This window comes from Helicobacter labetoulli, from assembly GCF_003670275.1.
GTDB classification, from domain to species: Bacteria; Campylobacterota; Campylobacteria; order Campylobacterales; family Helicobacteraceae; genus Helicobacter_C; species Helicobacter_C labetoulli.
In genome coordinates, this window is the sequence record NZ_QXJF01000002.1 from 41,900 (window position 1) to 67,315 (window position 25,416).

At 37.1% G+C, this 25,416-nt stretch carries 23 protein-coding genes and 2 pseudogenes; 14 read left to right on the top strand and 11 right to left on the bottom strand.

All coding sequences use genetic code 11. The features are described 5' to 3' along the window. Positions 1 to 3 precede the first annotated feature (3 nt). The 5 genes from EBF12_RS00900 to fliY are packed head-to-tail and all read left to right on the top strand — an operon-like array spanning position 4 to position 3,877. Positions 4 to 876, top strand: a complete 873-nt coding sequence (locus EBF12_RS00900; RefSeq protein WP_121725982.1) for a MinD/ParA family protein — start codon at positions 4 to 6, stop codon at positions 874 to 876. A gap of 40 nt (positions 877 to 916) precedes the next feature. Then, complete coding sequence (locus EBF12_RS00905; RefSeq protein WP_121725983.1) at positions 917 to 1,255, top strand: hypothetical protein; 339 nt, start codon at positions 917 to 919, stop codon at positions 1,253 to 1,255. Positions 1,256 to 1,282: 27 nt separating this feature from the next. Then, a complete protein-coding gene (locus EBF12_RS00910; protein WP_121725984.1) occupies positions 1,283 to 1,990 on the top strand; it encodes an RNA polymerase sigma factor FliA in 708 nt (235 codons plus the stop codon). Then, on the top strand, positions 1,983 to 3,044 hold the full coding sequence (fliM, locus tag EBF12_RS00915) for a flagellar motor switch protein FliM (RefSeq protein WP_121725985.1): 1,062 nt from the start codon (positions 1,983 to 1,985) through the stop codon (positions 3,042 to 3,044). Before EBF12_RS00910 ends, fliM begins: the two co-directional genes overlap by 8 nt. A 53-nt stretch (positions 3,045 to 3,097) precedes the next feature. Further along, positions 3,098 to 3,877, top strand: a complete 780-nt coding sequence (fliY, locus tag EBF12_RS00920) for a flagellar motor switch protein FliY (protein WP_425269264.1) — start codon at positions 3,098 to 3,100, stop codon at positions 3,875 to 3,877. A 196-nt stretch (positions 3,878 to 4,073) separates the two neighbouring features. Here fliY and EBF12_RS00925 read toward each other — a convergent pair. Next, positions 4,074 to 5,369: pseudogene (locus EBF12_RS00925) on the bottom strand (RNA-guided endonuclease InsQ/TnpB family protein). Beyond that, positions 5,353 to 5,988 (bottom strand): IS607 family transposase, encoded by a 636-nt coding sequence (locus EBF12_RS00930; protein ID WP_121725987.1) that lies wholly within the window; start codon positions 5,986 to 5,988, stop codon positions 5,353 to 5,355. The pseudogene EBF12_RS00925 and the gene EBF12_RS00930 overlap by 17 nt, the downstream one beginning before the upstream one ends. A 107-nt stretch (positions 5,989 to 6,095) precedes the next feature. Here EBF12_RS00930 and EBF12_RS00935 point away from each other — a divergent pair, with 107 nt between their 5' ends. Together EBF12_RS00935 and EBF12_RS11000 are read left to right on the top strand one after the other, a co-directional pair. Next, the gene (locus EBF12_RS00935; RefSeq protein ID WP_121725988.1) at positions 6,096 to 6,275 is read left to right on the top strand and encodes a hypothetical protein; all 180 of its coding nucleotides are present in this window, start codon (positions 6,096 to 6,098) and stop codon (positions 6,273 to 6,275) included. After that, positions 6,257 to 6,406 (top strand): hypothetical protein, encoded by a 150-nt coding sequence (locus tag EBF12_RS11000; protein ID WP_157979022.1) that lies wholly within the window; start codon positions 6,257 to 6,259, stop codon positions 6,404 to 6,406. The genes EBF12_RS00935 and EBF12_RS11000 overlap by 19 nt, the downstream gene beginning before the upstream one ends. A gap of 161 nt (positions 6,407 to 6,567) precedes the next feature. Here EBF12_RS11000 and EBF12_RS00940 read toward each other — a convergent pair whose 3' ends face one another. Together EBF12_RS00940 and ccoS are read right to left on the bottom strand one after the other, a co-directional pair. Then, complete coding sequence (locus tag EBF12_RS00940) at positions 6,568 to 7,530, bottom strand: NAD(P)-binding domain-containing protein (protein WP_121725989.1); 963 nt, start codon at positions 7,528 to 7,530, stop codon at positions 6,568 to 6,570. Beyond that, on the bottom strand, positions 7,527 to 7,736 hold the full coding sequence (ccoS, locus tag EBF12_RS00945) for a cbb3-type cytochrome oxidase assembly protein CcoS (protein WP_121725990.1): 210 nt from the start codon (positions 7,734 to 7,736) through the stop codon (positions 7,527 to 7,529). The genes EBF12_RS00940 and ccoS overlap by 4 nt, the downstream gene beginning before the upstream one ends. Before the next feature lie 173 nt (positions 7,737 to 7,909). On the opposite strand from ccoS, the gene EBF12_RS00950 reads away from it, so the two are divergent. The 3 genes from EBF12_RS00950 (at position 7,910) to EBF12_RS11570 (ending at position 10,398) form a co-directional block, all read left to right on the top strand. Further along, on the top strand, positions 7,910 to 9,580 hold the full coding sequence (locus EBF12_RS00950) for a methyl-accepting chemotaxis protein (protein ID WP_121725991.1): 1,671 nt from the start codon (positions 7,910 to 7,912) through the stop codon (positions 9,578 to 9,580). A 53-nt stretch (positions 9,581 to 9,633) separates the two neighbouring features. Beyond that, the gene (locus tag EBF12_RS11565; protein WP_244196286.1) at positions 9,634 to 10,119 is read left to right on the top strand and encodes a hypothetical protein; all 486 of its coding nucleotides are present in this window, start codon (positions 9,634 to 9,636) and stop codon (positions 10,117 to 10,119) included. A gap of 81 nt (positions 10,120 to 10,200) precedes the next feature. Continuing rightward, positions 10,201 to 10,398 (top strand): hypothetical protein, encoded by a 198-nt coding sequence (locus EBF12_RS11570; protein ID WP_244196287.1) that lies wholly within the window; start codon positions 10,201 to 10,203, stop codon positions 10,396 to 10,398. A 14-nt stretch (positions 10,399 to 10,412) separates the two neighbouring features. Here EBF12_RS11570 and EBF12_RS00960 read toward each other — a convergent pair whose 3' ends face one another. Next, positions 10,413 to 12,317: a dynamin family protein gene (locus EBF12_RS00960; RefSeq protein ID WP_121725992.1), complete on the bottom strand. Its 1,905-nt coding sequence runs from the start codon at positions 12,315 to 12,317 to the stop codon at positions 10,413 to 10,415. Beyond that, the gene (locus tag EBF12_RS00965; RefSeq protein ID WP_121725993.1) at positions 12,317 to 14,620 is read right to left on the bottom strand and encodes a dynamin family protein; all 2,304 of its coding nucleotides are present in this window, start codon (positions 14,618 to 14,620) and stop codon (positions 12,317 to 12,319) included. Before EBF12_RS00965 ends, EBF12_RS00960 begins: the two co-directional genes overlap by 1 nt. A 225-nt stretch (positions 14,621 to 14,845) precedes the next feature. On the opposite strand from EBF12_RS00965, the gene EBF12_RS00970 reads away from it, so the two are divergent. Genes EBF12_RS00970 through cydB form a run of 3 tightly spaced genes read left to right on the top strand, consistent with a single transcriptional unit; the run spans position 14,846 to position 17,775 of the window. After that, positions 14,846 to 15,064, top strand: coding sequence for a DUF4492 domain-containing protein (locus EBF12_RS00970; RefSeq protein WP_121725994.1), 219 nt, complete (start codon positions 14,846 to 14,848; stop codon positions 15,062 to 15,064). Between the two features lie 15 nt (positions 15,065 to 15,079). Beyond that, complete coding sequence (locus EBF12_RS00975; RefSeq protein WP_208630929.1) at positions 15,080 to 16,648, top strand: cytochrome ubiquinol oxidase subunit I; 1,569 nt, start codon at positions 15,080 to 15,082, stop codon at positions 16,646 to 16,648. After that, positions 16,648 to 17,775, top strand: coding sequence for a cytochrome d ubiquinol oxidase subunit II (gene cydB / locus EBF12_RS00980; RefSeq protein WP_121725996.1), 1,128 nt, complete (start codon positions 16,648 to 16,650; stop codon positions 17,773 to 17,775). Before EBF12_RS00975 ends, cydB begins: the two co-directional genes overlap by 1 nt. A 316-nt stretch (positions 17,776 to 18,091) precedes the next feature. Here cydB and EBF12_RS12300 read toward each other — a convergent pair whose 3' ends face one another. Both EBF12_RS12300 and EBF12_RS12305 read right to left on the bottom strand, forming a co-directional pair. Next, positions 18,092 to 18,532 carry a methyl-accepting chemotaxis protein gene (locus EBF12_RS12300; RefSeq protein WP_415580020.1) on the bottom strand — a complete coding sequence of 147 codons (441 nt, stop codon included), beginning with the start codon at positions 18,530 to 18,532 and terminating at the stop codon, positions 18,092 to 18,094. 731 nt (positions 18,533 to 19,263) lie between these two features. Further along, the gene (locus EBF12_RS12305; protein ID WP_415579989.1) at positions 19,264 to 19,845 is read right to left on the bottom strand and encodes a cache domain-containing protein; all 582 of its coding nucleotides are present in this window, start codon (positions 19,843 to 19,845) and stop codon (positions 19,264 to 19,266) included. Between the two features lie 66 nt (positions 19,846 to 19,911). Here EBF12_RS12305 and EBF12_RS12115 point away from each other — a divergent pair, with 66 nt between their 5' ends. After that, entirely contained in the window at positions 19,912 to 20,040 is a 129-nt protein-coding gene (locus tag EBF12_RS12115) for a hypothetical protein (protein ID WP_279629409.1), read from the top strand. A gap of 26 nt (positions 20,041 to 20,066) precedes the next feature. Here EBF12_RS12115 and EBF12_RS00990 read toward each other — a convergent pair whose 3' ends face one another. The 3 genes and pseudogenes from EBF12_RS00990 to EBF12_RS01000 all read right to left on the bottom strand — a co-directional run bounded on the left by EBF12_RS00990 (position 20,067) and on the right by EBF12_RS01000 (position 25,416). Further along, positions 20,067 to 22,922: a DEAD/DEAH box helicase family protein gene (locus tag EBF12_RS00990; protein ID WP_121725997.1), complete on the bottom strand. Its 2,856-nt coding sequence runs from the start codon at positions 22,920 to 22,922 to the stop codon at positions 20,067 to 20,069. Beyond that, a pseudogene (locus EBF12_RS00995) lies at positions 22,915 to 23,891 on the bottom strand (virulence RhuM family protein). Before EBF12_RS00995 ends, EBF12_RS00990 begins: the two are co-directional and overlap by 8 nt. A 1-nt stretch (position 23,892) precedes the next feature. Continuing rightward, positions 23,893 to 25,416, bottom strand: coding sequence for an ATP-binding protein (locus tag EBF12_RS01000; RefSeq protein WP_020995976.1), 1,524 nt, complete (start codon positions 25,414 to 25,416; stop codon positions 23,893 to 23,895).

Here is a 25,416-nt window from a genome sequence, read left to right on the forward strand (position 1 = left end):
AATATGATACAAAATCAAGCCCACGAGCTACAATCTCTAATGCAAAGCAAGGATAAACGCAATTTTAGCAATACAAAGTTTATCGCTATCACTTCAGGCAAAGGCGGTGTGGGTAAGTCAAGCATAAGTGCCAACCTTGCCTATTGCTTATGGAAGCTCAAAAAACGCGTAGCCGTATTTGATGCGGATATTGGACTAGCCAACCTTGATTTAATTTTTGGCGTTAAGACTCAAAAAAATATCCTTCACGCATTGCGTGGGGAAGTGAGCTTTGAGGAGATTATCTATCCTATTGAAGAGGGTTTATATCTCATTCCGGGCGATAATGGAGAGGAGATTCTCAAATATGCTAATAGTGGCGTTTTGGAACGCTTTGTAGAAGAGAGTGATATTTTAAATTCCATTGATTATATGATTATTGATACTGGAGCTGGGATTGGCGGGATAACGCAGGGCTTTTTAAATGCGAGTGATATGCTTATTGTTGTTACAATGCCTGATCCTTCGGCATTAACCGATGCGTATGCGACTATAAAGCTTAATGCCAAAATGCGTAATGAGATGTTTATGATTCTTAATATGGTCAAAAGTCAAAAAGAATCTCAAGTAGTGTTTGATAGAATCTCAACCCTAGCGAAGAAAAATATACCTACACTTACATTGCAGAATCTTGGGTTTATAGAGCAAAGTCAAGTGGTGGCAAAAGCGGTGCGCGCTCGTGAGCTTTTTGTCAAAGCCGAGCCACTAAGTGCGGTGAGTGGGGAGATACAAAATATCGCACAAGGGGTTGTTATGAAGTTGGAACAAAATATGCTTAACTTACCACAAAAGCAACGATTTGCGGATTTTTGGCGGCGGGTGCTTGGCTATATTTGATAGCTTGAATCTTTAAAGAGTTTATCTTTTTGGGGCGGAAATGAAACCAGATAATTATATGAGCTTTAGCGTTGTTGCAGGATTTTTCGTTGGACTTGCGTTTTCTATTACGAAGTTTGATGAACCTGAATTTATGGTGCTATGGGTGATTATTACAACAATGGGCATATATTTGATTGTGGCAGTGTGTGTGGCATTGTATTTTTGGTTTTTGGATTTTGAAAATACAAAACTCAAGAAAAGTAAGCTTGAAAGCAACCTTGAATACTATCGCCTTGAGTTTGATAAGCGTGAGAAAGAATCTGCAAAGATTCGCAATTTCATCAAAAGTATAGAATCTGATGATGAAGAAATGGCAGCTCAACAGAATGCAAACTAGAGGCGAAAAGGTCAAAAGGGTGGGAAAATGAAAAGTATGAAAAGCAATAATGGCTACAATCAAACGCTAAAATACGCACAAGATGAACTTGCCCTGCAGTATCTTCCCGCAGTTAAGGCAATGGCATTCCGTTTGAAAGAGCGTTTGCCTAGCTCCATTGAGATGGCGGATTTGGTTTCTATTGGCACAGAAGAGCTGATTAAACTCGCAAGACGATATGATAGCAGTCTTAATGATTCTTTTTGGGGCTATGCTAAGACGCGTGTGAATGGAGCAATGCTTGATTATTTGCGTAGCCTTGATGTGCTATCCCGCGCTAGTCGTAAGCTTGTTAAAGCGATTGATTATGAGGTCTCAAAATATTTTAATGATTATCAAGAAGAGCCAAGCGATGAGTATTTGGCAAAGATTCTAAACGAAGATGTAGCAAAAATAAAAGAAGCAAAGGTGGCTTCTGATGTGTATGCTCTCGTGCCTATTGATGAGCAGTATAATGCGATATGCGGAGAAAATATCTTAGAAGATGTGCAAAAAGATGAGCTAATGGAGATTATCCACAATGTCCTAAAAAAGCTTGGCAAGAGAGAACAGATGATTATCCAACTCTACTACTTTGAGGAGTTGAATCTTAAGGAGATTAGTGAGATTCTAGAAATTACTGAATCTAGAATCTCACAAATCACAAAAGAAGTCATCAAAAAAATAAGACAAGCACTAGGAGATATAAATGGCTGATATATTAAGTCAAGAAGAGATTGATGCCCTCTTAGAGGTTGTTGATGATGATGGCGATACTGCCGAGATAGAAAAGCAGGACATCACACATCAAAAGCAAGTTACGCTTTATGACTTTAAGCGTCCAAATCGTGTAAGTAAAGAGCAGCTCCGTGCGTTTAAGTCAATCCACGACAAAATGGCAAGAAGTCTCTCTTCTCAAGTGTCTGCGGTGATGAGAAGTATTGTTGAGATTCAGCTCCATAGTGTGGATCAAATGACTTATGGGGAGTTTTTGATGAGCTTACCCTCCCCCACAAGCTTTAATATTTTTTCAATGAAGCCACTAGAAGGTGCGGCGATTTTAGAGATAAATCCTAGCATTGCTTTTCCTATGATTGATAGGCTTTTAGGCGGTAAGGGCGACCCGTATGAGAACTCACGCGAATTTAGCGATATTGAGCTAAACCTACTTGATACGCTTTTGCGACAGATTATGCAAAATCTCAAAGAGGCGTGGAGCTCTATCACGGAGATTTTCCCCAGCGTAGATGCCAAAGAATCTAGCCCAAATGTTGTGCAAATCGTGGCACAAAATGAAATTGTTATTATGGTGGTTATGGAGATTATCATCGGGCATAGTAGCGGAATGATGAGTATTTGCTATCCGGTTATCTCCCTTGAGACCGTGCTATCCCGCCTAGCAAGTAGGGATTTAATGCTCAGTGATACAAGCTCAAAAAAGAGTAGAAACAAAGAGCTTCAAGCCCTTATCGCTGGAGCAAATGTCGTTGTCTCTGGCTATTTGGGTAATGCTACCCTCTCTCTTAAGGAAGTGCTGGACTTGCAAGTTGGCGATATTGTGAGGCTTGATAGGGCGGCTGATGATACGATTTTGGTATCTGTTGATGGGCGAGAGAAGTATGTTGCAAGTATCGGGCTGCAAAGGTATCGCAAAACACTGCAAATCAAAGAAGTGATTAAGACAGAAAAAGATCAAGTCAAAGAAGTGCTTGAAATGCTAGAATCTCAACGCAAAAATAGAATTGCAAATATTGAAGAGGAGGGAGAATGAAGCCTTTTATAGATTTAATCGTCCAAGAAACCACAGCCACCATTGAAGGGCTTATGGGCAAGACGCCTAGTGTTACACACACAAGCGATAGCAATGTAAGTCTTGAAAATCTCTCAATCCCTTATTCAATCAGTTATATTCAAGCAAGTGGAGATGGTAACGGAGAGCTTGCGATGATTCTGCCCGTGGCGATGGGAACAGCTCTAGCGGATATGATGTTGGGGGGTGAGGGTGAGAGCAAGCCAGAGATGAGCGAAGATGACTTAGATGCGATAAAAGAGATTAGTGCAAATATTTTTGGTGCAATCTCCACATCTTTGAATTCACAAAAAGAGTTACCAAAGCTTAATTTTGCGTGTAGCAATATTGAGTTTGTTACCCAAAGCATAGAGTTATCGCGTTTTGATAAGGCATATATTTTTAATTTTTCGCTTGATTCTATTCAGTCAAATTTTACGATTTTAGCTAATGCGAGTTTTGTGGGGCTTTTTGAAGGGGGAGGGGCTGCTCCTGTGGCTCACGCAGAATCTAGCTCCGCTCCTGTAGCCCCTACACTTAGTCCAACAGAATTTAAAAATATCAATATGATTTTAGATGTGCGGCTTAATGTCAAGGTGCGTATCGGGCAAAAAAGAATGCTTTTAAAAGATGTCATCGCTATGGATATAGGAAGCGTGATAGAGCTTAATCAACTTGCCAATGACCCTTTAGATATACTTGTAGATGATAAAGTGATTGCCAAAGGCGAAGTGGTCATTGTAGATGGGAACTTTGGGATTCAAATCACTGATATTGGCACAAAACGCGATAGGCTAGAGCAACTGCGTGGGTAAATTCATCTAAGATTCACATTGAGATAATGGATATTATGTATCGCATAGTGTTTGCTTTGTGTTGCATATGGTGTTTTGCAAGTGTGCTGATGGGCAAAAACCTATCACAAGAAAATACACTTGATTTACTCAAAATACCGCTCCTACAAACCTATAAAATCCTATAAATAGATATAAAAATCTATAAACAAGATTTTTATTGTATTCCTGTTTCAACCTTGCTGGTTGCTAAATGATTTATTGCTAAATCATTTAGCATTGCCGTTAAGTCCGCAGGTGTAAATTCGGGCAGAGCTTGCCCTATTGTTTTTTTGATTAAGGCATAGAGATTTAAACTTGCGTTATAGTCTCTATCTATCCTTAATTCACAAGCATCACATATATAGATTCTATCTCCTAGTGTTAAATTTTCTTTAACATTACCACAAGCAGAACAAGTCTTTGAACTAGGATAGAATTTATCAGCTATCACAATGTTTTTGTTGTTGTAGTTTGCTTTATATTCAAGCATTCTACGAAATTCATAAAAGCTCACATCACTTAAAGATTTAGCAAGTTTGCGATTACTCATCATACCTTTGACATTTAAATCCTCTATGGCGATGAATTTATAATTTCTAACCACACTGCTTGATAGCTTATGTAAAAAATCAGTGCGGATATTAGCAATCCTTTTATGAACCTTGTTAAGCTTCATTGTAGCTTTGATATAATGAGCAGACTTTTTAATGCCCTTTAAAGACTCACCTTTGGTTTTTGGGTGTTGCTTTTTAGATAGCTGCCTACTTCTTTTTATCATAAGCCTTGTGAGCTTATTTAGTGGCTTTGGTGCTTTAATTGATAAGCCATTAGATAAACACACAAATGATTTTAAGCCTATATCTATGCCTATACCTTGTTTGTTTTGATGTATTCTCTTATGTGTCTTGTTATATTCATCTTGTGATATTTCCACACTAAAAGAAGCATAAAATTTATTAGCATTTTGTGAAATGGTTACGCTGTTGATTTTACCATTAAAGCGTAAAGACTCTCTCATTTTTACATAGCCCAAATTTGGCACTTTAAGATAAATCTTTTCTTTGCTTTGAATGATAAGCCTTTTAGATATTTTAGGTTTATTTGTAAGCACTACTTGGTCTCCACCTATGTAGTAAGAGCCATAGTTTAATCGTTTCTTTTTAAATTTTGGATAGCTGACTTTGCCTTGCTTTAAATCTCTAAAAAAACTTCTTAAAGGCTTCGTTTAAATTCAAAAAAGGCTGTTGAGTGGCATATTTACTTACTTCATACACAAAGGGGAATTGTTCTTTTTTAATAGCGTTAAATTCTTTCTTTAAGTCCAAATAAGATTTTTAATGCCAGCTTTGTAGTTTTCTTGCCACTTGGCAAGTCCCCAATTATAAGCAAGTCTTGCACAGCCAAAGGCTTGTTTAAAATGTGTTTTTGCTTTATTGTTTGGGATTAGTTCTATTTTATGAGAGATTGTCATTGATAAGCTCTTGCATAGAATCTAAAAGCTTTTTGTTTTTCTTTGAACGAGAACCATAAAGCCTTGCTGAAAATACAGTGATGATTTCTAGGACATCTTTGGCTAATTCCTCTTCAAATTTAACATTCTCATCACCTTTATTGATGATAATAACTTCGACATTTTTAGCTTCACATATAGCAAAGACTAATTCAGCTCCAAAGCGAAGTAATCTATCTTTATGAGTAAGCACAAGGCGTTTAACTTGTCCATCTAAAATAAGATTTAAGAGTTTGGTTAAGCCTTTTTTATAACAATTCATTCCACTGCCTAAATCTTGAATTATTTCATATTTAAATCCAGCCTTAGCACAATAAAGCTCTAATACTTGCACCTGTCTTATCAGGTCGTCTTTTTGATCAGAGCTTGATACTCTTGCATAGGCTATGGTTTTTAGATTATCCACATTAAAGACTATGTTTTTATTGATATTGCGCAAGGTTTCTAGTTTATATCTGCGTTCTCCACCACGAGTGAGTTCATCGGGTTTAAGTAAGCCTTGCTTGTCCCAATTACGCAAGGTTTGAATGGTAACGCCAAGTAGTTTTGAAGCCTGTCCTATCGCTAATAACTTATCCATAGGAGCATTTTATCAAACTTTTATAATAATGTTAAGTAAAAACTATAAATAATTAATATATATTTATAGTTTTTTGTAGATTATTTGAATCTGTTTTTAACCCCCAAATGATACAGGGGCAAATTATAGAATCTCATAAGCTAGGTTTTGAGATAGATGAGATGCAACACAGCATATTGCCTATGGCACTTTGGGGTGGCACTCTGCTACAAATCATAAGCTTTCATCTTGGCTACAATGCTATACAGCTAGATTCTAAGATTCAAATTTGCCCTCAATCGTGCTAGGTGGTGGGTGGATTATCAACGCTCAAAAACAAACAGAGAATGGCTACATAACAAGCAATGGCTCATATATTGAAGCGGGACTAGCATTTTTCAAGTGGGTTTCCTGTGGGGAATGTGGATATTTTGTATAGAGCGAGTTTTTATGATAATCCGCTTGTTTTTAGCACAGATAAAGCTGTGCATAGCATAAATTTTGTTTTTACATTTTTTTAGAATATAGAATCTGCGTTATCTCTTTTATAGAATCTTGCATAATTTAACCACAGATTCTATAAGATTTTATATTTTTAGTTTATAGATTTGTTCTTTTGGCAATTTCATTCATAATATCATAGCTATGCTTGATGGCTAGGGCGATTGAGCCGCCACTTTTTAGGGCAATATCTCCTGCAACAAAGATGTTTTTAACACTGCTTTCTAGGGTTTGTGAAACAAGCGGCACACCTTTTTCATCGGTTTGTATTCCACATTTTTTGAGAAAATCCACAGGTGTTGCGCCTCCAATGGCATAAATCACGCGATCAAAGACCTCTTTGCTCTCATCACTAAACTTCACAGCTACCTTGCCATCTTCATCACTTAGCTCAATAATATCAATGCCAAATCGCCCCATAAGTTGCCCATTACTCAAAGCAGATTCTAGCTCTTTGGCATTTATATCATTGATACGGGTAAATTCCTTGCGGCGGTAGTTTAGCGTTACGCTTCCACCTTGTGTATTTTGAGCTAAGTCAATGGCGTATTCCACAGCGGAGTTCCCACCACCTACAACAAGAATATTCTCTTCACTCCTAGCGTCATTAGCATTAAAATTCACACTCTTGCGGATTGTAGGAGGGATAGCATAGCTTGGCTTATTTGGTTGCCCCATTTTGCCAATACCTATGATGACAAATCTAGCTTTAAAGCTGCGATTATCGCTTGTATTGACACTAAAGATTCCATCACTTTGGCTCACAGATTCTACATCACTTTGGTATTCTACATTGATGGGTTTTAAAAGTGTGTCAAAAAACTCTAGTGTGCTTTCTCTATTGCCATCTTGAAAGTCAAGCTCACCTTTTAGCTCCACAACTTGCCCTTTGTAGTCCCTATCTACTCTCTTGCCTTCTTTATAGAATTTGCGGATACTCATATTATGAGATTCACCTTTTTCCAGCACAAGCACACTGAGATTTTTAGCTCTCGCCTCTAGTGCGGCACTCATTCCTGCCGGTCCACACCCAATGACAATGACATCATATATTGTATTCATTCTTTCTCCTTGTTGTCTTTATTGTTTTTCTTTTGGGCTTGTGCAGCAAGGTTGAGATCCTCAACAGAATCAAAAAGCACACCCTGCATCATTTTGTTTGCGTCATCAAATTGCCCATTTTTTAATCCCCAAATAAATGCTAAAAGTCCAAACAACCCAAGCACGAGCGACACGCCAAGCATAACAGCAATCATTTCTGTATTCATATTAAGCCTTTATTTGTGGAAAAAATGGTGGGGATTCTAGCATAGTTTGTAAATTAAAGTCAAATAAGGCAGTTTTCGCGTTGGTTGCGTTGGTGTTATGGATAAATATTTATTAAAAAGTTATACAATCCACGATTAAATTTATGTGCAGAATCTTACATAAGGAGATAAAAATGTCAAATGATTCACAAAACATAAAACCAGAGAAAAAAGTGAGTGTTGGCGTTATGCTGGGCTTTGGCTTTGGGGTGCTGATTTTATTTTCGTGTATTATGGTATTTATCGCACTTAATCGTGTGAGTGAGATAAACGCTTCGCTTAGTCAAATTAATGACATCAACGCCCTAGCTCAACGCTATGCGATTAATTTTCGTGGAAGTGTGCATGATAGAGCGATTGCTGTGCGTGATGTGGTGCTGATTGATAGTGAGAATACAAAAGGTTTGCAACAGCTTTTGGAGCAAATAGCCACATTGGAAAAATTCTACAAAGAAGCAGAATATGATATGAAAGAGAAATTCATCAATACAAATCTGTTTAATGAAAAGGAGCTTAGTATTTTACAAGCTATTGAGGCTACTCAAGCTAAGTCCATTCCACTTATCGTGCAGATTAGCCAAGCCAAACTTGCTGGAGATTCACAAAAAGCTTATAATCTTTTAAAAACGCTATCCCCATATTTTACGCAATGGCTTGCCGAGATTAACCAGTTTATTGACTATCAAGAAGATGCGAATTCTGCTTTGACTGCGGAGCTAAGAAGCAATGTTAATGAGTTTAGAATCGTGCTTTTGGTGCTTTTGGCTTTGAGCGTTGTTTTTAGTGTGATTGTGGCTATTGTGATTATACGCTCATTGCTGCGTTTGCTTGGTGGAGAACCACATATTGCTTCACAGATTATCAGCAAAATAGCAAATGGCAATTTGTCCGAGCCTGTGGCATATAAGGGCGAAGATTCTATGCTGTCTTCTATTGCCACAATGCAAGGTAAGCTTAAAGAGATTGTGGAGTTTATCACACGCTCTTCAAATCAAATCAACGAAGTCGCCCTAAAAGTCTCTCAAACCTCAAATCAAGCCCAAGATGCCGCTAGAATACAAATGCAAAGCTCAACACAAGTGGCAGATAAAATAGGACAAATGAATGAAAGTGTGATTGAGGTTTCAAACATTGCCCAGCAAACAGAGAAGAACTCCACAAAGAGTGTGGAAATCTCAACAAAGGGCGTTGAGATTATTAATATTACCGCCCAAGAGATTGGCAAGATTACAGAGATGATTAGCTCTTCAGCGGAAAATATCCGCGGATTACAACAGCAGTCTGTGGAGATTGGTGGAAGCGCGAGTTTGATTGCTGAAATTGCTGACCAAACTAACCTTTTAGCTCTTAATGCTGCTATTGAAGCCGCACGAGCAGGGGAACACGGGCGGGGCTTTGCCGTTGTGGCTGATGAAGTAAGGAAACTTGCTGAACGCACCGCCCAAACAACAGCAGAAATTGCCAATATGATAAAACTTATTCAAGATGGCATAGGCACTTCTGTTGATGCGATTGAAGCTATTGTGCCTCAAATTGACAAGGGGCAAAAGCTCATTATAGATTCAGTGCAGACACTTGAAGAGATTCAAAATCAAGCCAAAGATTCACTCCAAAAAGCTAAAGTTGTGGCAAACTCATCAAGTGAGCAAGAAGATACTATGCAAAGTATTGCAAATGATATGCAAGGTATCTCTACGCTTTCACAAGAGACAAGCCTATCACTTGAAAATGCCAATAAAACAATCAGTGAGTTAAAAAATATTTCAGACTCGCTTAAAAACTATATGGCGTATTTTAAAATCTAAAATCGCCATTGAAGATGTTGAAATGCACAAGCCAAAAGTAAGGAGAAAGTAAAATGAGATTTTTGGCAATATGTGCCATTGTGGGCTTTTTTGGTTTTATAGATGCAAGAGAATTAACAGAAAGACTCCAGTTGAAAAAGTGGAAAAACAGACTTGAAACAGATATAACAATTAATCAAAAAATAGCAGAGATAAAGGCAAAGCCTGTGGAGACTATACCTGCGAATGTGGGCGAGATGAGCTTTAAGATTCTAGCTGATGAAGATGGCTTTTACACGCTGTATTTGGGAGATGACAAGACAAATGTGAGTATCAATGCCCCGCAAGATTTTTTCTCCGCCTCGTTTGCAAGTATGGAAGCTTTTAATAAAGCCTATGAGATTCTCACGCAGCATAATGCGTCTATGCGAGAATCTAGGATTTTAAAGGTGTTTAAAACATATCCGCAATATGTGCTAGACTTTAAAGCAACGACGAAGACAAAAACAACGCTCTATATGACCTTACCCCATTTTGTGAGCCTTGTAATGAAAAGATAAGAGAGCTTGCAAGGCTTATAGAACAAGCACATATAAAAATCATTTTTTGTTGCGGCAAATAATGAAGTCTATCATAAAGTAATGTCCTTATATGCGGCAATGCAAGGCTATAAACATAAAAACCAAGAAGATAAAATCGCCAAACTTCAAACACTCATAGATGACATAAGATTTTTACCTCCGGTCAAAGATGATGATAAGAATATTATGAATATGTATGAAGCATTAAGTAAGGCTAGAATCTCCTGTGTGCCATACATTATTGAGACTAGCAAATAAGTTTTAAGTGCTACTCATTCTTGTGGATAGGATTTAAGCGTAGCTATAAGGCTTTTAAACTGCTCAAGATGATGGGCGTATTTTTCCACATATTGCGTGATTAACTCGCTTGTATTTTTACAAAGCTCGGTATATTCCCGCTCAAAATGCCAAATGCTCTTTTTATGCAAAGGCTGGGTTAAAAGATTTTCTTGTAGGAAATAAAAATGAAAGCCAAGATTTAACTCATCGCGGATATTTTCTAGGCTTGGGTTAAAAAGTGGCAATGTATCAGGGCTTTTGCTGTGTTTTGCCTTTGCCTCTTCAATTTTCAGCCCTATATGGCTAAGACACAAGGCTATACTCAAAGGATAATTAAGACTTAGAATCTTATGAAAGAGCATAAGATTTGCACTCAAAGTGGCATTATGGCTAAGTGCAAGGGTATGAAAACTCTGCACAATTCCATCAAGGCTTTTTTGCAAAAGAGGGCTTTGCAAGGGCGGGAGAAAGGCAGCATACCATTGTATGAATAATTCTTGCAAAAGCTTTGTTTGCGTATCAAGTAAAGATTCAAACTCTTTGCCACTCTCCATAATGTCAAACCCAAGCTTTGTAAAATCTCTCGCAAAAGTAGAATCTGCATTATTCAGGCTCAAAGACAATCGCTCCCTTGGCAAAAATGCCACCTCTTTGCTTTGTTTTACTTCTTTTGTAAAGCCAAAGTTTTTTTCTATGCGGACAAATTCTTGCGGTGTTCTTTCAATGGCATTGTAGATGTATTGACTAAGCGATTCAAGGTGAGATTCAAAAGTATCAAAAAGCTTTGGAAATGACTTATAAAATGGGCTTTGCATAGCATTGCTATTAAAGGTTTGGATTGAATCTTGTAAAAGTGAGTTCAGGTTAGAAAATCGCAATTTAGCGTGTAAGCTCAACCGAGCATAGTGAAGCAAAAGTGTGCGAAGCTGTGTGCAAATCGTGCGTGTTTTGGCTATCTGTGCTAAGGGTGTGATATGCGTATGTAAAAATGTTACAACCGATTGAATATTAGAATCTTGGAATAATTGCTCTGCTTGAGATGTGCTAAGATTCTCACTTGGATTATAAGAGTGCAAGGCATTTTTTGCCGAGATGGCAATAATGTCCTCAAACAATCCGCTAAAAGCCTTTTTGGCATACTCTAGGCTTGTATGTATCTCATCTTCATTTTTTAGCCTATCTTTTTGATTCAGCACACAAAGGCTTTTACTTGCGTATCTTTTGATGTGCGTGGTGATAATTTCTCTCTCACTTTGTTTGCCGACATTATCAATAAGGGCAAGCCAAATGATCCCATCTACACTTTCTAACACCGCATTTGTCGTGTCTGTATCACTTTGATTTTGCGAGTTAAAACCGGGCGTATCTAAAAAACTCATAGACTTAAGCAGCTCTAGGGGTGCATAGAGCTTGTAAAAGGTGATTTTTGCATTTTGGTCTTCACTCACTTCACTCATATAATGCAGTGGCTTTGTGGCAATATTGCCATTTTTATAGTGAATCTCTAGAGCATAATCATTACCATAGACGATATGGCAAATTTTTGCCGTGATTGGTGTAATACCACTAGGGAGAATCTCCTGTCCCAAAAGAGCATTTAAAAATGTAGATTTTCCACTGCTAAACTGCCCGATAATAGCGATTTTCATCGGTTCTTGTATGCTTTGTGTGAGATTTTTGAGTGCTGTTGAACTGCTAGAGCTTAGGGGTATCATCTGCTGAATGACATAACGCGTCTTGTCAATCAACGCATACAGCGGATTGCTCCCTTGCAGTACTTTGTTTTTTGCCTCTAAATACTCATTGACAAAGACTTCAAGTAAAGCCTCATTGGAATCTTGGTGTTGCGAATCTTGTTTGCTTTGAATATCTGTTATGGTTTGTGTGAATGTATCCATTAGCTTAACTCCTCTAAAGTATGCGCAATCTGCTCTATAATATTTTGAATCTGGCTTTGCTTTGTTGCAATGATGGTTTGTTGCTCTTGGGTATTGCCGCTATTTTTTATTTCCATAGCTGATTGTAGGCTTTCTTGTTTATTGGCAATTTCACGCTCAATCTCTTGCCTTCTTTGTGTTGTGATTTGCTCAAAATGTGTCATAAAAAGCGTTTTTATATCTGTATTTTTTTCTTTTATAAGTGTGTCAAAGCCATCAAAAATATTTTTAAATAAAGAATCTAAATTTGTTTTTAAACGCTCTGGCTTAGGGCTTAGGGCTTGTGGCAAAGACTTTAAAGATTCTAAGATATGCGTAATCTCACTGCTTTTAAGCTGAAAATGTATATTTGGCAGTGCATTATTGCTCTCTTGCATAGAATCTTGTGGGGCAATATCATTTTTAAGCTGCGTGATTTTGCGGCTTAGCTTGTATTTGTATTCACGCAAAATATCAGCAAAACAATCCTTTAGCCCTTGCTCTATCATCGTGCGTAGGCTCTGCTCCTGTGGCTTTACACCTCGCTCAAAATCATAAATAATGTCATTCAATACTTTGTCTTTAATCAAAGCAGCAGCTTTTGATAGGGTATTATTACTTAAAATCTCAAGTGAGCTAAGAAAATCCACAAGTTCGGTATTTAGCGTAAAAAGTTGAGATTCAAAGTTATTTAGCGTATCTAAAAGAACTTGGTTTTGAGCAGTATATTTTGCAATGAGCGTATTGAGTTCTTCCCCACTTGCACAAAGCAAGGAAGATTCTATCTCTATAAGCTCTTCTTGTGCGTGGGCGATTTTTAGCATTGTTTTAAATGCGAGATACAGCTTGTCTTTTGCCTTAAGGCTATCTTGCCCTAAAAGCATCGTTTGTAGATACGATTCAATTTCTAATATCCCGCTTTCTTCAAGGCTAAGAGTGGGCTTTTGCTTAGAATCTTTAGAATCCCCACTTTGTGTGCGATGAAGCAATGCCACATATCCAGCTAATGGGATAAAATCAATCCGTTGGATAAGGGATTGTATGTCGCCTTTATATTTGGCTTTTTTGAGCTGGGCAATAAGGCTTGATTTTGTGTAATGAAGAGAATCTTGCAATTCTTTTTGTGAAAGCAAATCAATGCGTGTAAGCACCACAAGCAAACGAGAGATATTCTGCTCCAAAAGGGCTTCTAAGATAAAATCAATATCCTTTTGTGTCGCTGCACAACTCGCATTCATCACGTGGATAAGCATATCGCAATGCTCAATGTATGCTCGCGTAATATCCTCTCGCTTTGTGATAGTGTCATCAAGTCCGGGCGTATCCACAATCTCTACACCATTTTGTAAAAACGCTAAAGGCATAAAGAGTTCAACCTCTTCTACAAGGTTGCAAAACTTGCTTGTGTGATTAGCTGAAGTATAGGATCTTAGCTCACTTAGCTCAATGTCTCGTGTATATTTTGGCGATGTGATAAATGTTTGTAGCTTTTCTTTAAAATGCTCTTTGCTCTCTTTGACAAATTCTTTAAGATTAGAATCATACTCACTTTGAGATTCTAAATCCTCCCATTGCTCCTTGCTCCAAAAATGCACCCTAGCTTTTGGCGATTCCCCATATCGCAGTATGCTAAGATTTGCTGTCTCTGGCACACTTGAAGTGCCTAGAATCTCTTCTCCCAAAAGCGCATTTAAAAATGTAGATTTCCCTGCACTTAGCACCCCTGTAATACCTATGCAAAATCGCTGTTCTTCTAGTTTGGCAAGATTTTTTCTTAATGCTTGAAGCAAAGAATCTTTGCTTAAAAGCGGCGTGAGCGTATCAAAAAGTGTATGAAACTGCGTGTGAAATTCTTGTAAATGCTTTATCTTGCTAGGACTGCTTGTGGTTTTGTGTGAGGTGTGTGAAAGGGTAGAGGGTTTAAGCATACTAAAAAGTCTTAATTGCTCATCATCAATCACCCCCGCGAGATTGAGATTTGCAAAATAAGGCATAAGCTCTTCAAAAATATGTTGATTGTGTGTGATGATATTTGTCTGCATAGCAAGGATATAATCAAGTGGGTTAGAGGTGTAGCCTAGAGCGAGATTAGAAGGAATATGCCTTGAATCTGGCAGGAGATTAACAAAACTTGGGCATTGCATAAAAAGCTCAATATTATTTGCATTCACGCACAAAACAATACTCAAAGCACTTTTTGAAGAATCTGTGATAAAAGGGAGATTTTGCTGCATTGGCGGGGGCAAATGATGAAAGCTACTAAAAAAATGTTGCAAGATAGACACTTGAAAAACTCCGTATGTAGAATTTGATTTGGGAATTTTACCCCAAAATGTAAAAAGTAAAGTAAAAGCATAATTATCTTAGAAAATGTAGCGAGTTTTTTGCAAAAAACGCACACTTTACCATATTTCAAATCTATAAAAATGATACAATCACCCTTTGTGTTTGTAAGTGGGGAAATATAGAATCTTTAGAATGCAAATGCAAGTGTCAAAATGGAGGTTTGTGTGGGATTTTTCAAAAAGGCATTAATGCTGTATGTAGATGGATTCAAAAACTTAAAAGTTGGCAAGATTCTATGGAAAGTTATTTTCATCAAACTGCTTGTGATTTTTGCTCTGCTGAAAGTTTTTATTTATGATAAGAATCTTTCACAAGTTGGTGATTTTGAGCAAAAAAGTGCCTTTGTTTTAGACAATCTCACACAATCCTCCATAAAACCTTAAGGAGCTGTTATGGATATGGTAAATGATATTGCAAGTGTGGATTGGGCAAGAGCGCAGTTTGCTTTGACAGCGTTATATCACTTTTTGTTTGTGCCTTTGACTTTGGGGCTTTCTTTCATTGTGGCAATAATGGAGACTATCTATGTTAAAACAGGCAATCCACAATGGCGTAAAATCACGCGTTTTTGGCTTACTCTTTTTGCGATAAATTTTGCCATTGGTGTGGCTACGGGTATCATTATGGAATTTGAGTTTGGCACGAATTGGGCGAATTATAGCTGGTTTGTGGGCGATATTTTTGGTGCTCCTTTGGCAGTTGAAGGCATTATGGCATTTTTCTTAGAGGCGACTTTTTTTGCAGTAATGTTTTTTGGCTGGGATAAGGTATCTAAAAAATTCCATTTGCTCTCCACTTGGTTTGTGGCTATTGGGAGCAACCTTTCTGCATTTTGGATTCTTGTGGCAAATGGCTGGATGCAATATCCCATTGGCACGATTTTTAACCCCGATACCGCACGAAACGAAATGAGCAGCTTTGCTGAAGTAGCTTTATCGCCTGTGGCAGTTTCTAAGTTTTTGCACACCGTGGCAAGTGGCTATGTCATCTCTGCACTTTTTGTAATGGGAATCTCCGCTTTGTATCTTCTAAGAGGCAGATTCATAAGTGAAGCCAAAAAAAGTTTGATTGTGGGAGCAAGCTTTGGGCTTATCACTTCAATGTTTTTATTCTTTAGTGGTGATGAGAGTGCTTATCGTGTAACGCAACATCAGCCGATGAAACTTGCCGCAATGGAGGGTATTTATCACGGGGAGCATAGAGCGGGAATCACTGCATTTGGAATCTTAAATCCCGATAAAAAACCCGGCGATGATAAGGAGGTATTCCTCTTTGATATTACCATTCCTTATGCTCTCTCAATCCTTGGTAATCGCAGTCCAAATAGCTTTGTGCCGGGCATTGAAGATTTGCTCTATGGGAATAAAGAAAGGGGTATTTTGGGCATTGATGAGCGTATAGTGAGTGGCACACACGCCCTCAATGCACTTAAAACCTACAAAGAGACAAAGGCAAAGGGTGATGAGGAGCTTATGAGCCTCTCGCGTGATGTTTTAGAGCATAATATGCCAAACTTTGGCTATGGGTATTTAGAAAAGCCCGAAGATGCTATTCCGCCTATTGCTTTGACATTTTATAGTTTTCACATAATGGTAGCTTTAGGGAGTGCATTTTTTGTGCTTTTTATCGTTGTGCTTTACTTGGCAATGGCAAATAATGTCGTGCAATTCCGCAAGATTCTATGGCTTTGTGTTATTGCCATACCCTTTGGTTATATTGCTGCGGAAGCAGGGTGGATTGTCGCAGAGGTTGGGCGACAGCCTTGGGCGATACAAGACTTGCTCCCTGTGGGCATTGCCGCTACACATCTTTCAAGTGTGCATATTCAAGTATCATTCTTTATTTTTGCGTTTCTTTTTACAACTTTGTTGTGTGCGGAAATTGGCATTATGATTAAAAGCATCAAAAAAGGCTTTGTGGAAGAGCATAGCAGGGTAGATTCTACACATCAAGAAGGGGGCAAGTAATGTTTTTTGGACTTGAATTGAGTGGATTGCAGATTTATTGGTGGATTATTGTCAGTTTGCTTGGTGGGCTTTTGGTATTTATGTTCTTTGTTCAAGGTGGGCAGAGTTTGCTCCATATCATAGCAAAAAGCGAGCTAGAAAAAACAATGCTTGTAAATTCTTTGGGGCGAAAATGGGAGCTTGGATTTACCACATTGGTGCTTTTTGGTGGAGCGTGTTTTGCAGCATTCCCATTATTTTATAGCGTGAGTTTTGGCGGGGCGTATTGGGTGTGGTTAGCCATTTTGTTTTGCTTTATTCTTCAGGCGGTGAGCTATGAATATCGCAAAAAAGAGGGGAATTTACTTGGCTCAAAGGTGTATGAAGTCTTTTTGTGGATTAATGGTGTGTTTGGTGTGTTTTTGATTGGTGTGGCGGTTAGCACATTTTTTAGTGGCTCACATTTTGTGCTAGATGAGCGTAATTTTGTAGAGTGGAGCAAGGCAAGCAGAGGGCTTGAGGCATTGCTTGAGCCGGCAAATTATCTATTAGGTTTAAGTTTAGTGTTTCTAAGCCAGATTCTAGGAGCGAGTTATTTTTTAAATAACATTAATGATGAGAATATTGCAAAACGCGCAAGGAAGGCTATGTTTGTAGCGACTTTGGCATTTTTGCCTTGTATTTTGGGCTTTTTATTGTGGATCTGTCTTAAAAGTGGATTCTATGTGGGTGAAGATGGTAGGGTAAGTTTAGAATCTTATGTGTATTTGCACAATTTTTTATCTCAGCCGTATTTGATTGTGGGATTATTGCTTGGCGTATTAGCGGTGCTATTTGGCATTTTTCTTAATGTTTTTAAGCGTAGCACAAAGGGTATTTTTCCACTTGGTGTGGGCAGTGTGCTTGTGGTGATGATGGTATTTTTAAATGTTGGCTTAGGGGCAAGTGCATTTTATCCTTCCATTGCTGATTTGCAAAGCTCTTTAACAATACAAAATGCTTCATCAAGCTATTATACACTCTCTGTAATGGGCTATGTATCTTTGCTCGTGCCTTTTGTATTGGCTTATATAGCGTATGTGTGGCGTGCTATGGATAGGGTTAAAATCACAAAAGAAGAGATGAGTAATGACACTCACGCCTATTAGAATCTAAAATGAAAAGCTAAGGAGAAACAAAATGGGAACTTCAATTTTTATGCTTATCTTGTGGCCTGTGGTGATTTATGTGTGCTACAAGTTTATTATGCTTAATATCACTCACACTGAGAAGCAAGAAAAACAAGATTAAGATTCTATTTTTCCCCATTCTATTTTATCTTACTAGACTCATTGCTGCTTCAAGTGGCAAATGAACACATCTTTACTCATCTTAATCAATCTTGCCTTTGAAAGTCTATCTTAATACGAAATGTTAGGTTTGAATAGAGTAATTTAGCAATTTATTGTGCATCAAATCTAAGCCTTAAAACTTCTTACTATTTACATCATCTAAAATTTTACTGCGACATTGTTCTAGTGCCGTGCTTATATCGCGTGAATGATTGGCAATTTTGACATTTTGCTGTGTGATACCCTCTAATTGTGAAATGGTGTCATTGATTTGCGTTACACCTTCGGCTTGTTCTTTAATGGATTCTGCCATATCGTTGATACTCTGCACCAAAAGATTTGTATTTGCTTCAATTTCACCCAAACTTCTTTGTGTGCGTTCGGCAAGCTTTCTCACCTCATCAGCAACAACCGCAAAGCCTCTGCCGTGCTCTCCTGCCCTTGCAGCTTCAATAGCGGCATTCAAAGCCAAAAGGTTTGTTTGATCTGCAATATCGCGTATGATACCGATGACATTTTTGATATCTTCGCTTTGTGCGATGACTTCATTTGTGCGATCACTCACGCTTTGCATAGATTGGGCAATCTCTTCTGTGAGAGTGGCAGTTTGTGCAAGTGATGCACTTTGGGTGTTAACACTCTCTGTAAGCTCAAGCACAGAAGATTCTAACTCTTTAGATTTTACTTCAAGCTCGTTGGCATAGTTTTTAGAGGCTGAAAGCATACTCGCCATAGAATCACCCAAGCTATTTATCGCACTCTCAAGCCCTCTAGGGTTTTCTATCCTATCGGTAAAGTCGTTGTTTTTATACGCTTCAAAAACGCGTGCGGCATTGCTAAGATTATCCCCGACAAGATTTAAAAGCGTGTGCGACATTTGATTTATCGCATCTTTTAGCTCATTGATTTGCGGATTTAGACTCGTGTTTTCTATCACAGAGCCAAATCGCCCCTCTTTTGCTTCTGCTACGACACCTAGCACATCACGCACAAGGTTAGAATCTTTTTCTAGCCCTTCTTGTGTGCGTTTGACATTCTCATCAATCGCCTTTGCCATACGCCCAATCTCATCTTTAGAATCTAGTGGGATAGAATCCATTGTTTTGCTCTCGTGGTTGAGATAAGCAAAAAAAGCAAAGACATTATGCTGTAAGTTTAAAATCCCGCGTAAATGTGTGCTGTAAAAGAGCCACATTGATGGGAAAAAGATAAGCAAAAACGCCACCATTGAAATGGCAATATTGCTGTATATCGTTTGAGAGATATTACTCAAAATCCCCTGTGAAGTGGCGTGTGTATAGGTGTCTAGCGTATCAATATACACACCCGTGCCAATCCAAATATTTGCAGTGTTGGGGATAAGCTGTGCATAACTTTTTGCGCATCAACAAACTTTCCATCTGGCAGGGGCTTAGGGAAAACATAATAGACAAATTTACCCCTTTTGCTATCATCTTTTGCGCTCTCAAAAAGATCCCTTATGAAATAAGTGCCATTAATGTCCTTTGTATCCCACAGAGACTTGCCTATAATGTCTGTTTTGTGCGGATAAGCCAAAGCAACCCCTTCTTTATACACAAAATAATAGCTTGATTTATCATCTTCAAAATACATCTTACTAATGGCTTTAGAAATGATTTGTATCTGCTCCTCTTCACTCAATCCTTTAACAATTTCACCAAGCGCACTCGCCATAGAATCTGTGCTAAGCTTGATTTTTGCCTCAATCTCTTGCTGCAACATTGCGATGATTTGCTCTTGTGTAGCTTTAGAGGATTTTTCCTCCCCTAAAATTGTCAGCACCAAAAATATGACAAATGCTATAAAAAAGCCGATAACAAGGCTTAGGAATTTTGATTTAAGTGAGAGATTCTTATAAAACTTCATAACCGCTCCTTTATTGCATTAATGTATGCTTTCACAAAGAGTAGCACAAAATTTTACAAAATCGGTATGCAAAAAGACATAATCTTGCCTATCGTTGCAGAATCTTTACAAATTGCTAGTGATAAAGTCAAACACACTTGGATTCAGATTCAATCTTTGCAAAAGGTTGAAAACTTAGAAATGAGAACTATATAAATATCGTATGAGTATTTCTCTATTTATTATACAAATAGCTCACAAACCCTTGAAGCAATATACCCTTCAAAATCCTTTGGCACATTGGAATCTTTATTGTAATAATACAAAGCCACTGCTATATCTAAGCCTTGAAAATCTAATTTTTTATTACAAAATAATTCTTTAAAGCCTTGCAATTTATCCCTTGCATTTGCTTCAAAGCTTAAGCCCTTAGGATCAACGAAAATAATTTTATATGCCCTGTTTGTTTTATGTCTTAACCAAAAGATAAAATCGGGGTAAAACTTCCTTTGCTCTTGGCTTTGTGTGTCAAAATAAGGGATAAATATAGAATCTAGCTTTTCTACAATCTTGCTAAAGCACCATTCGTAATCTTTAAATGCGTTCTTAGAATCTTGTAAATACGCTTGTAAATCCTTTAAAAATTCTATCTCACTTCTCTCACTAATGGCGTAGTTAATATGGATTGTAGAATCTTTATATGATTCTAAAACCATCGGGCTGTAATAGTGCTTTGCTAGCTCTGCTGTGATAACATAGCTATATTTTTCTACTCTTTGTGTTGGTTTAGCTTGGATTTGCTCGGTGTATTCATCTAGTGAGATTTTACCTTTTTCAAATTCTTTTTTAAGCGTATCTATGCTTTTAGCTTGTTTTATCTGTGCTAGTTCTTTAACCGCTTTATTCATCTCTTTTATAATCGTCTCACTAAGCCCATCGCCACTTAGCATAAAACCATCAAAATGCGTGATACTATTCTCACAAGGCACAAACTTGTCTAATTCCTGCAAAGGTGCGTGGAAAAATCTATCCATACGACGCAGGGCGTTTTGTGCTTTAATCTTTGGCATATTGCCCTTTATCTCTAAAGCCCTGCTTGTTTTATCACGCATTTTTTGCTGTATCTTTTGCAAAGTGCTAAAGCCTAAATCCGCTCTATTTATCCCACTTGATACAAGCAAAATATCTTCATCATAAGATTCTATATATTTGCTTAATCTTTCAAAATCATAATGTGAAATCACAAAGGTTTCATTTTGTTTGTGAGAGTTTTTATAGCTTGGCACAAGCAGTGGTTCTAGCGTTTTATTTCTCTTAAAGCCAGCAAGCTTACTTTGGAATCTAAAGCTTTCAATCCCCTCTAAAATCCCCTGAATCGCTTCGTTTTCTGTCGCCATAATAAACACACTCTCAATGCCTAAACTCCCATCACCTAAAGAATCTTTTTTGTTATACTCTAGCTTATCACTTGCTTTTAGTCGTTTGCGGACATCTTTAAAAGGCTCAATTCTTACCCCTCGTCCTATGGTTTGTAGGACATATTTTTTTGCCTTTTTGCTACCGATATTGATAAAGTTAATGAAATTCACACGATTGCTATCCCACCCCTCGCTAAATACCTTGCTTCCCATCATAATCTGTATAGGCGATTCTATATTATTTAGCCCCTCAAAATACCCCTTTTCTATATCCTCCCCACTCTCAATGCCTAGCACATCAAGATAGCTTTTCTCCCACTCTTTAATGCTACCGATATTTAAAAGCAAAAAGGGCTTTGTCGCATTTTTACTTTTAAAGGCAAGCTCTTTATTATTTCCCTTAATCTTACAGCACTCTAGGCTTGAAGTATGAGAAGCATAAAAGATTTGCTCTCTTAAGTCCCTAGAATCCACTTTTGCAAGTCGCTCTAAAAAGTCTTTATTCATCTCTTTTTCAGCAAAATATATATTGCTAGATTCTAGTTTTTTTGCTAAGTTTTTTGCAATCTCGCTTATATCTTTAGAATCTTGTAAGATTTTCATAATCGCTTCAAAATATAGCTTAATCCCCGCATCTTTGGTATTGACTTTATCAGCCACAGCGATGATTAAAGGATTGTGATAATGCAGGTTTTCAAACTTTGCTTTTAAGCTTTTTAATTCCTGCTTTATCCCCACAAAAAGGATAAAGCTTTCCATTATCCGCTCTAACTTTTCATCGCTAGAATCCACTTTAGAATCTTTAAAGGATTTGAGATTACTATCTAGCACCACGATATTTTTCCCATAGCCATCATTATTAAACTTCTCTAAATTGTAGTTAAAAGCACAAGTAAAAAGCTCTATATCATTATCAAAAGTCGCAGAGAAATTAAAGATAAATCCGTGCGGATAGTCCCCCCTTTCCAGCCCTTTTGCTAAGTCTCTTATATAGCTTTTTCTTATAGAATCTTTGCTATCGCCCTTATGTGCTTCATCAAGCAAGATATACCAGCCCTTTTCACGCATTAAATCATCATAATTTAGTCTTTTAGCCTTAGAATCTTTACCGACATTGTCTTTTATGTCTAGCAAATCACTTCTACCAAGAAATACGATATTTTCAAAATCTAGCAAACTTTGATTATCATACGCTTTTATCTCATTGCAAGTGATTTGTATCGGCTGATACGCATTAAAGCTTTGTATATGCGTTTTAAACTGATCTAAAATCTTATCATTTGGCACAAGTAGCATTATGGGCTTAGATTCTATCTCGCCATTTTGCATAAGGCTTTGCATTAGACTTATAAGCTTTATCATTACAATACTTTTCCCACTGCCTGTCGCCATCCAAAAGCTTGCCATATTGCAAAACTCTTTTATATCTAAGCCTTTTTTAGAATCTAGTTTTATATCATTGTGTTTAAAAGCCTGTTTGTATTCATAGCATAGCTCTTTTGTATCATCTCTATACAGCTTTAAACTACATAATGCCTTTTGCAATGCTGCTACTTGATACTCTTGCAGACTAATAGCGCCATTAAAGCTTATAAAATCAAGGCTTTCAAAAAGATCGCTGAAAGATTGAATCTTTTTGTCTGTAATGTCTTTTAAAATCAGTGATTGCTTTTTAGTCATTTTTTACTCTCGTGTTAAGTGTTTTATAGGTAGATTCTAATATCTCTTCATCTTCTTTTTCTGCCTTTAGCAATGCTTCCTTTTTGCGTTGTGTAGCAAATAGCTCATATTGTTTATAAGCGATTTGCTCCATTTGTGCGTTTGCATTCCTTGAAAGGTAAGCAAAGAATCCACATTTTGCCTCCAAAAATCCATAGTCAAAGTTTGCTTATCTTTCACTCTAAGTTCTGCGGATTCTAAAAACACATTGACTAGACGATTTAAGCTATCTAGCTCCTCTTTTTTTAGATAATTTTTCGCCACAATCACATCGCCTTTACGCACAACGCTACCTTTCCAGCTTGTAAGCCCCATATTGGGATTTTTTGCGTTCGCTCTCTTATAAATCAGCTCTGCGGCAGTTCTATGCGTGATAGCGTATAAAAGCTTGTTTTGCGTCTGTGCGAAAAACATCTGCGTTGCCTTATCGCTAGGATCATAATCTACGCTCAAAGCAAAAAGTTCTCGCACTTTTTGATAAAACCTTTTTTCACTTGCCCTTATATCTCTAATCTGCTCTAACAGCTCATCAAAATAATCACTTCTGCCATTTGGATTCTTAAGTCTATCGCTATCTATTAAAAAGCCCTTTTGTAAATAGGTTTTTAAATGCTCGTTTGCCCAGATTCTAAACTGCACCCCTCTTTTACTGTGGACACGAAAGCCCACAGCTAAAATCATCTCTAAAGCATAAAATTTCACTTTGTATGATTTACCATCACTAGCAGTTGTCAAGTATTCCTTGACAACTGAATTCTCTTGCAATTCCCCTTCCTGTAAGATATTTCTTATATGCAAACTTATATTTTGTTTTGAGGTGTCAAAAAGTTTTGCCATAGAATCTTGATGGAGATATACGCTCTCGCCAAGCTCATAGAGTTCAACCTTGACTTTTTTGTCTTGTGTGGTATAGAGGAGGAGGTTGGGCATATTAGTTGTTCCTATTTTCTATATTTTGTTCTTTGCAGAATAGAACCCTATCTATATAAGCAATAGCTTTTTTAATTTGTGTTGGCATAGAATCCTCTTTGCCTATAAAGTATTGCCTTAATTTCAATAATTGTTCTAGGAGATATTTTTTGTTCTTGTGAATATATTCTTGCTCTAGTCCAATTATAGAATTGCATATATAATTTAAAATAGTTGCAGGTTTAATGTCTTGTTTTGTTTGGATAATCTGCAGCAAGTCTTTTTTGTTTATCAATTCATTTTCATATTTTGTTTTCTTTTTATCATATTCTTGCTGTGGTAGATTTTCTTCTATCAATTTTACTTTCTCGTTAATTTTTTTCTCACTTATATTTTCTTTCCTTAATGATTTAAAAAATTCTTTTAACCTTTCTTTGTTTAAACCTGCTTTTTCTGCATAAAAATATATTGGATACCACTTGCTATTATAGCCACACATTGCTTTTAAGTATACCTTTGGAGAATCTATATTTTCTTGTTTTAAAAAACATTCATAAATTAAGTTATCATCAATATTTTTATCATGTGTTTGATGAACAACAATACCTTCAGCATTGAGAGGCTGCACATTACCCTTTAATATTAAAGTAGGTTTGCCTTTTTTTGCTACAAATTCACCCTCTTTTACAAAAGCAATTTTTGACAATAAACTTTCATCTATTAAAAAATTTCCGCCCTTTCCCTCAACACCACCTGTGCTAAGATTTATTACAGCACTATTTTCTATACCATTTTTTAGAATAGTTTCTATATGAGCATAAAAGGTGTTTTTCAATACTTGAGTTTCTCTATTCTCTAAAATTTTTATTAAATCAAGTTTTTTAATTTTTCTAGTCTCGGCATTATATCTATAATAAATATCTCCATTTTTATTAATAATTGGCTTGTTTTGAGATTCAAGAACTTCTATATAACCCACAACCTTACCAGCAATACTTTCCTTGCCTCTCTCAATCTTAATATTCTCTTCAAAATGTGAGCCAAGTTTCTCGCTAAAATGCTTTTTATCTTGCATTAAGCTATCTATCTCCTTAGCTTCTAAGCCATTAATGATAAATTTCTTGGTTTTTTGCCCTTCCTCTTTGACGCCAAAAACAATAAAACCGCCCTGATTATTTGCCATAGCCTGAATGCTGTGAAGCAATCTATCTTCTTTAATTGATTTAAAAGTTTCTTTAAATTCTAAAATTTCACTTTCTTCATTTTCTAAATACCCATCTTTGACACATAAAAAATTAAGTTTCTTGCTGTTAGGGATATTTCCATATTTCTCCATAAACGCTTTAGCTTTTGCCTCATCACAAGCTTGAATGCCTGCGCCAATTCTTCCCTGTTTTATGTCTGTAATTCTGCCATTATTGATATGATTCTTTACATTTGCGCGAGCATTGTTGATATAGCCTAATATTTCTTGATTGGGTATTTCAAGTTCGAATAATCTCTTAATTAATGCTATTTCATCGCTACTTAAATTAGATTGCCCCAT

Bases quoted from the DNA above. Each gene is read 5' to 3' on its own strand.
- EBF12_RS00900 (WP_121725982.1), top strand. From the start codon at position 4: ATGATACAAAATCAAGCCCACGAGCTACAATCTCTAATGCAAAGCAAG.
- EBF12_RS00905 (WP_121725983.1), top strand. From the start codon at position 917: ATGAAACCAGATAATTATATGAGCTTTAGCGTTGTTGCAGGATTTTTC.
- EBF12_RS00910 (WP_121725984.1), top strand. From the start codon at position 1,283: ATGAAAAGTATGAAAAGCAATAATGGCTACAATCAAACGCTAAAATAC.
- fliM (WP_121725985.1), top strand. From the start codon at position 1,983: ATGGCTGATATATTAAGTCAAGAAGAGATTGATGCCCTCTTAGAGGTT.
- fliY (WP_425269264.1), top strand. From the start codon at position 3,098: ATGGGCAAGACGCCTAGTGTTACACACACAAGCGATAGCAATGTAAGT.
- EBF12_RS00930 (WP_121725987.1), bottom strand. From the start codon at position 5,988: ATGGATAAGTTATTAGCGATAGGACAGGCTTCAAAACTACTTGGCGTT.
- EBF12_RS00935 (WP_121725988.1), top strand. From the start codon at position 6,096: ATGATACAGGGGCAAATTATAGAATCTCATAAGCTAGGTTTTGAGATA.
- EBF12_RS00940 (WP_121725989.1), bottom strand. From the start codon at position 7,530: ATGAATACAATATATGATGTCATTGTCATTGGGTGTGGACCGGCAGGA.
- ccoS (WP_121725990.1), bottom strand. From the start codon at position 7,736: ATGAATACAGAAATGATTGCTGTTATGCTTGGCGTGTCGCTCGTGCTT.
- EBF12_RS00950 (WP_121725991.1), top strand. From the start codon at position 7,910: ATGTCAAATGATTCACAAAACATAAAACCAGAGAAAAAAGTGAGTGTT.
- EBF12_RS11565 (WP_244196286.1), top strand. From the start codon at position 9,634: ATGAGATTTTTGGCAATATGTGCCATTGTGGGCTTTTTTGGTTTTATA.
- EBF12_RS11570 (WP_244196287.1), top strand. From the start codon at position 10,201: ATGTCCTTATATGCGGCAATGCAAGGCTATAAACATAAAAACCAAGAA.
- EBF12_RS00960 (WP_121725992.1), bottom strand. From the start codon at position 12,317: ATGGATACATTCACACAAACCATAACAGATATTCAAAGCAAACAAGAT.
- EBF12_RS00975 (WP_208630929.1), top strand. From the start codon at position 15,080: ATGGTAAATGATATTGCAAGTGTGGATTGGGCAAGAGCGCAGTTTGCT.
- cydB (WP_121725996.1), top strand. From the start codon at position 16,648: ATGTTTTTTGGACTTGAATTGAGTGGATTGCAGATTTATTGGTGGATT.
- EBF12_RS12300 (WP_415580020.1), bottom strand. From the start codon at position 18,532: ATGCAAAGCGTGAGTGATCGCACAAATGAAGTCATCGCACAAAGCGAA.
- EBF12_RS12305 (WP_415579989.1), bottom strand. From the start codon at position 19,845: ATGAAGTTTTATAAGAATCTCTCACTTAAATCAAAATTCCTAAGCCTT.
- EBF12_RS12115 (WP_279629409.1), top strand. From the start codon at position 19,912: ATGCAAAAAGACATAATCTTGCCTATCGTTGCAGAATCTTTACAAATT.
- EBF12_RS00990 (WP_121725997.1), bottom strand. From the start codon at position 22,922: ATGACTAAAAAGCAATCACTGATTTTAAAAGACATTACAGACAAAAAG.
- EBF12_RS01000 (WP_020995976.1), bottom strand. From the start codon at position 25,416: ATGGGGCAATCTAATTTAAGTAGCGATGAAATAGCATTAATTAAGAGA.